6 protein-coding genes and 1 pseudogene are annotated in these 6000 nt (G+C 61.0%); 5 read left to right on the forward strand and 2 right to left on the reverse strand.

Annotated features, from left to right (window positions below; all coding sequences use genetic code 11):
- Positions 1-235 precede the first annotated feature (235 nt).
- Positions 236-1138, reverse strand: a complete 903-nt coding sequence (locus NF876_RS32600) for a PQQ-dependent sugar dehydrogenase (protein ID WP_262272301.1) — start codon at positions 1136-1138, stop codon at positions 236-238.
- A gap of 330 nt (positions 1139-1468) precedes the next feature.
- Between NF876_RS32600 and NF876_RS32605 the strand changes: the two genes are divergently transcribed.
- The 3 genes and pseudogenes from NF876_RS32605 (at position 1469) to NF876_RS32615 (ending at position 3686) form a co-directional block, all read left to right on the forward strand.
- A complete protein-coding gene (locus NF876_RS32605; protein ID WP_262272302.1) occupies positions 1469-1672 on the forward strand; it encodes a hypothetical protein in 204 nt (67 codons plus the stop codon).
- Positions 1673-1875: 203 nt separating this feature from the next.
- Positions 1876-2103 (forward strand): annotated as a pseudogene (locus tag NF876_RS32610) (tyrosine-type recombinase/integrase); the annotation flags it as partial.
- 149 nt (positions 2104-2252) lie between these two features.
- Positions 2253-3686, forward strand: a complete 1434-nt coding sequence (locus NF876_RS32615; protein ID WP_262272303.1) for a DUF7986 domain-containing protein — start codon at positions 2253-2255, stop codon at positions 3684-3686.
- A gap of 97 nt (positions 3687-3783) precedes the next feature.
- Here NF876_RS32615 and NF876_RS32620 read toward each other — a convergent pair whose 3' ends face one another.
- Positions 3784-3945 carry a hypothetical protein gene (locus tag NF876_RS32620; protein ID WP_262272304.1) on the reverse strand — a complete coding sequence of 54 codons (162 nt, stop codon included), beginning with the start codon at positions 3943-3945 and terminating at the stop codon, positions 3784-3786.
- Between the two features lie 467 nt (positions 3946-4412).
- On the opposite strand from NF876_RS32620, the gene NF876_RS32625 reads away from it, so the two are divergent.
- Both NF876_RS32625 and groES read left to right on the forward strand, forming a co-directional pair.
- The gene (locus NF876_RS32625; RefSeq protein ID WP_262272306.1) at positions 4413-4799 is read left to right on the forward strand and encodes an ImmA/IrrE family metallo-endopeptidase; all 387 of its coding nucleotides are present in this window, start codon (positions 4413-4415) and stop codon (positions 4797-4799) included.
- An 845-nt stretch (positions 4800-5644) separates the two neighbouring features.
- Entirely contained in the window at positions 5645-5959 is a 315-nt protein-coding gene (gene groES, locus NF876_RS32630; RefSeq protein ID WP_262272305.1) for a co-chaperone GroES, read from the forward strand.
- Positions 5960-6000: the final 41 nt, after the last annotated feature.

Consider the following 6000-nt stretch of genomic DNA (forward strand, 5'->3'; position numbering starts at 1 on the left):
ATACGATCCCATGTGGGCTTGCCACATTCAAGCCACAATGTTTGCTAGTGCGGTGAGACTTTGGAGTAGCCATAGGACTTCGCGCTATGTTGCGTAGATCTTAATGGACCCGTGTAAGGATATGTAACGAGATAACATTTCGCATAACTACTGTTTTGACAAGAAGTCTGGGACTGCGGGAGCTTCTCCATTCGCTATCGGTGCACCCGCCGTATTCCGCCTGCTGGTAATTCGATCAGCGTCTGACGCGCCAGATCCGACCTCCAGCGTCATCAGACACGACAAGCGATCCATCCGGCAGTTCCTTGACGTCAACCGGACGCCCAACACCGCTCAGGAAGCTTTGTCCACTGCCGGAGCGGCTGCTGCCCAAACGCAGCCGCACGACCTGGTACCCGACCGGCGTGCTGCGATTCCAGCTTCCATGTTCGGCAACCAGCGCTTCGCCGCGCAACTCCGGAAACATGGTGCCGCGATAGAAGTGAAGCCCGAGCGTGGCCACATGGGCCTGGAACTCATACACGGGTGGGGTTTGTGCTGCGGGCGGAGCTGCCGCCTCGAAGCCGCGCAATCGCACCTGGCCGCCGAAATACGGGAAGCCATAGAAGGCGCCGGGCTGCAGTTCGTTGAGCTCGTCAGGCGGCGTGTTGTCGCCCATTCCATCGGCGCCATTGTCGGTGAAATACAGGGTGCCGCCGTTCCAATCAAAGCCGACCGAGTTGCGGATGCCCCAAGCGACACGCCGCAGGTCGCCACCACTGGGGCTGAAGCTGATGATCGTCCCCTGCAGACCCTCAGGCTGGCAAATGTTGCATGGCGAGCCGATCGAAATGTACAGCCGACCGTCCGGCCCGGCTTGAATGTAGCGTAGGCCGTGATGGGCTTGGGTCGGCAGCCTGATCGGCAGATCGGCTCGGTTGGCCAGTCTGCCACCAGGCACGAGCGCAAAAGCCGAGATCCGGTCGCGCGATGCAACGTAGAGCCGATCTCCGAGACAAGTAACGCCGTTGGGGGCGACGAGCCCGGAGGCAGCCCGCACGGCAGGCCCGCCAGCCAGAGGGACGCCATAGACTGCGTTTCCTTTGGTGCCGACGTAGAGTGCATCGCCGCAAACAGCCATGGCGCGGGCAGCCGGCACACGGGCGAACCCCTCGATGCGGGCTCCGGGTGCGGCGTGAACAATTTGGCCAAGGCACGGTGGGACCAAACCAGCGGTGGCAAGGCTGGCGAAAGCTAAGGACCAGAACGGCTTTCTGAGGTGCATCATGTCCTCACGACCGGATCGAACCGCCCATTTAATGCGCCGACCGCTGAGTTTGGAAACTCACGAGTTCGCGGGAACTGGCGGGAGCAGGGATGCGGATCGCCTCGCCTTAGGAACATGCGATCCCAGACTGCGTTGCCCGAGATGGCCAGCTTGGCAGGAGGTTGGTGTTGCTGTGCTGGCTCCCTCACATGGAGACATCTCATGAGCAAACTCACAGCAGTGATGGGCTTCCTCTTCCTGGCTGTTTCATCGGCCTGGGCGCAGACCCCTGCCCCCTCCCCGGCGCCCGGCGCTCCCCCCGCGGCAACAGGTGGAGGGATCGCAGACTACTGGTGGATCATCCTGCTGGTGATCATTGTCGCCGCCGCGATCTGGTATTTCTCCCGCAGCCGCAGGGGCGTGTAATCGGGTATCCAGCAGGAACGGACCCAGGGCGTCAGGCATTAATCTGCAGCCCTTTTGATGCTCCTGACTGTTCTATCGACACGAACCCGGCTCTGCGCCGGGTTCTTTTTGACCTGGGCTGACATCAGCGAACACCTCACTCGTCTTCTGTCGTGCCCTGGCGCATGTGGAGCCGGGCATATGCACTCTTCATTGGGGTATTCGCCGCCGGGCTGACGTACCCGGATCGGGTGTCGCCGCATGTGCTGCAACATGCCTTTGCCACCCACATGCATTCCGGCGGCACCGACCTGCGCGTGCTGCAGGAGCTGCTGGGACACGCCGGCATCGAGACCAGCCAAATCTATACCCATCTCGACATCGCCCACCTGAACCACAGAGTCCGCGACCTCCACCCGCTGAATGAGGAGGAGCGCACAGCAGCCGTCTGAATGCGTGCGCTTGGTTGTTTAGGAACCGCGCTTGATCGGCATTGCCGCGGCGGTACACTGAGCCCAGAGCGCTTCTATCTTGAAGAAGGGCGGTAACAGTTCGCCAGATCGCCCACGCTTCTCCTGCAGTTCAACCAGGATCGAATACCATGCTCGGCAACCATTCCCTTTCCGGATTGATGAAGTGGCTTGCGCATGAGGAATGGCGCGAGCCATTCGCGGACGTTCTGGACCTGCACCTCGGTCCTGCGTGTGAAGACTACGAGATGGACTTCGAAGAAATCGCCGAGGTGATCGGTGACCATGCAGCCATGACCCTGTGGGGCTGCGCCTTCGAAGACTTCCTCACCCAGGCCGTCGAGCCGGACGGGCGCAACATCGTCGAGTACTACCTCAAGCGCCGCGGCTGGAAGGAGAGCGCCGGCAACCGGCGCTACATGGAGGCGCTGCGGGACTCGTGCATGAGCCTGTACGAGGTCAGCGAGATCGTGCCCGGTCAATCCTTCCTGGCGCGGGATCTTCTGCGCGGCGGCGAGCCGATCCGGGTCAGCGAGCAATCCGCCACCAAGAGCCTCAAGATCTGGGACAAGATCGGCGCCCGCATCGTTGCGGTATCGGGCAAGAACATCCTGGCCGGAGGCCTCCTGCCCTTCCGCCCGAGCGCCGCCACTCTGCTCATGGATGAGCTCAATGCCGCCAAGCAGCAGGCCCGGCGCGAGTTCCGCAAGCTGACCAAGGAGGCTCAGCTGCCTAGGTCCACCCGGGAGGATGGCCAGATTGCCGACCTCCTGTTCATGGCAACAGCCGCACCGATCTTCAGCAACATCTGGCTGGATGATGCTCTGGCCTCAGCCCTTGATCAGAGCCTGCCGACCATTCTCAACAGCGATGGCGACGAGGTGATGTTCTGCCGGGTCCGCTTTCCCTTGCGCTCAGAAGGTGCAGCCAGCGAACTCCGTGAGCGCCTGCGCACCGTTTCGGTGTTTCAAGAGGAAAACGAAGGCTTCTGGAATTGGATTGAGCCGCAACAGCCTGCCAAACGGAAATCCTCAGGCAAGCCAGCGAACAGGTCCGTCGCGGAGCAAGGCCCATCTGTGCGGGTGACGCTCGACACGGGCGACACGGTCCTGGGCACCATCGAACTGAACGACAAGGCATTGCTGCTGGAGGCGAACTCCCGCGAGCGGGCCGAGCGCGGGAGGGCCATCCTGACTGAGCTGGCCGGGACACTGGTCGGGTCAGCTCTAACCGAGATTGAAACGCTCGAACAGGCGATGGCTGGGCGAGACGGGGACGACCATCTGGATCAGGTCGGCGACCTTCCCGCCGAACTGCAGGCTGAACTTGTCCATGGCGCGCTGACGGATCACTACCGCAAGACTCTCGACGAGCCGATCCCGGCGCTCGGGGATCTGAGCCCACGGGCCGCGGCTAAAACAGCTGCAGGCCGGCGTAAGGTCGCGGACTGGCTGAAACACATCGAGAACCAGACGAAGAGTGGAGTACCGTCGGACGATCCGATGGCCAGCTATGACTTCACCTGGCTCTGGCGGGATCTGGGGCTGGAAAAGCTCAGGCGGTAGACGCTGTTCTTGGACGGCGCTCGCCAGCTGCCACAGTAGGGTGCGTTAAAGTAGCCTCTGGGATAGCCATTCCGGGAGGTGCGTGATGATCCGGGCCTCAGGTCACACCGCCGATAATGCACTCGCTCTCGAGTTCGGCGCGACGCCATGGTTTCGCGAGGCAGATCACCAGAGCATCCTCCATCTTGCCAATCAGGACTGGTCCAGCGTTTGGGTTGCTGATGGCCTTGAGACGCGTCCGGGCTACGAGAGGCTGCATGCTGAATCCCCAATCGACATCTATTCCTCCTTTGCTAAGGAGGGGTCAGGTCTTCGTTTCGTCGGGGGGTCAGTTTCTCAATTCGGACCACACGCCCACCCGGCTTGAGCACCAGAACTGCTTTCAAGACATGAGAACTGCGCTTTCGACCTTGATCCCATACGAGGGATTGCAAACCCAGAAAGCGCAATTTAATCTATATCTAGTAGTCTCTATAGTTTCGAGGTCCGATATGTTGCGGCATATCACGGATGAAGAGATTGAGCAACGCGTGAAGGTTCTCCGAAGGGAGCTCGGTCTGCAGAACCAGAGCCGCCCCTGACATGATGGCTGTGATCCACAAGCTTACGACCAGCTTTCGGCACTTTGCCCATCAGCGGGTACCAGACGCCGAGATGCCCGATGCCGAGGCGCAATGGGACGCCCGAAAGGGCGTCCTGCGGATGCGTGAGAGTGTCGTCGGTGCCATGCAGAGGGGTGAGCCAAGAGCCCGAATGGCCATCGCTAATGAGATTGGGCACTTCGCAATGCGGCACTCGGGCGCTCACAGCAGGAGTGTCACTCACACGAGCGCCGGAAGGCTCGTGTTGGAGGCCAAGAAGGAGGAGAGCGAGGCAAGACGGTTTGCTGCGATGTTCCTGGCTCCTAACTATCTCCTCAGTGCGACTGATACGGTTGAGGAGATCGTGGAGCGTTTTGGACTGAGCTTTGAAGCAGCCATGATCCGCAAGGGCGAGTTTGATGCATTCCAACGCCGCGCCTCTGGCCAGCGGCGTGAGCTGCCGTCCGTCGTGGTCGATTACTTGAAGGACGCTCAGAAGCGGGGTGTGAGGCTGCGGACGGCCTTGGATTGAGCGGCCTCTGACGGGCCTTCTCCCATCGTTTGGGGACATACCGGCCATCGACAGTGCCGATCCGGCGTTTGTGGCATCGATACGGTTGGATGTGAGGAGCGCTCAATCGCGATGCTTGCACGATCCGCGTTTCTCAGGTCTCCGCCCGAGACGATGGCGGGTCTTAGCGGGTCGGCTGATTGGCGCTTTTTGCGCTGGCACCCGCTCGCCGGTCAACTTCAGTCGCCACAGCCGACCAGAACCGAAATCCTTGCTCGCTGCCTCTTGCGCGGCAGTAATACGCCTGCTGCCGCGCTCGGGCGTAGGCAGCTCTTCCCTCATCTGTAATCAGGCATATCGCCTCGTACTCGACGGCGGTGAGACCCGCTTGAGTCCTGGACCGTGGACGACGAGACAGCAGGGCTCGGATGGATCCGATCAGGCGCTTCATGAAAGCCAGTATGGACAGATGATGGGACGGGTCAATGAGCGCCCAGGACGATCAAGATGGCACCGCCAATGCGCGGCGTCACAGCCCCGCCAAAGTTTGCTAGCAAAGGTGCTCCCTTCGTAAGATCTGTCACTTAGTATCGCCAAAGCCTTTCATCCGCCCCGCTGGCCCTAAGCTGGTGGGCTATTTTGTTGCCCTTTGGGGCGTCAGCCGCCGTGACAGAGGACCACCAGGGCTACCGGCTCCGACAGGAGTCACGAGAGCCCAACGCACCTTAAGCTTGGCCTTTGAGTGGCCTTGCCTCACCTGCAGCATTGGACTATCACTTCGCGTTAGCACTCTCATGCGTCGAGTGCTAATCGTGCTGCTCGGCGCAGACGAGTGCTCCCAATTCCAAGAACGAGGAGGCACACCCATGACCTTTCGCCCATTGCACGACCGCGTGGTCATTCGCCGCATCGAAGCCGAAGAGAAGACCAAGGGCGGCATTATTATTCCCGATACCGCTAAGGAAAAGCCGCAAGAGGGCGAAGTCGTCGCCGTCGGCCCCGGCGCCCGCGATGAGAACGGCAAGGTTGCCGCACTCGACGTGAAGGCCGGCGACCGCGTCCTGTTCGGCAAGTGGTCCGGCACCGAGGTGCGGATCGACGGTCAGGATCTCCTGATCATGAAGGAATCCGACATCATGGGTGTGATCGAGCAGTCTGCCGAAGCGCAGAAGGCCGCCTAACCCGCCCCGACCAGATAAGAACCAACAGGAGTTCAGCCTAT

The sequence above is a fragment of the Microvirga yunnanensis genome (genome assembly GCF_025460875.1).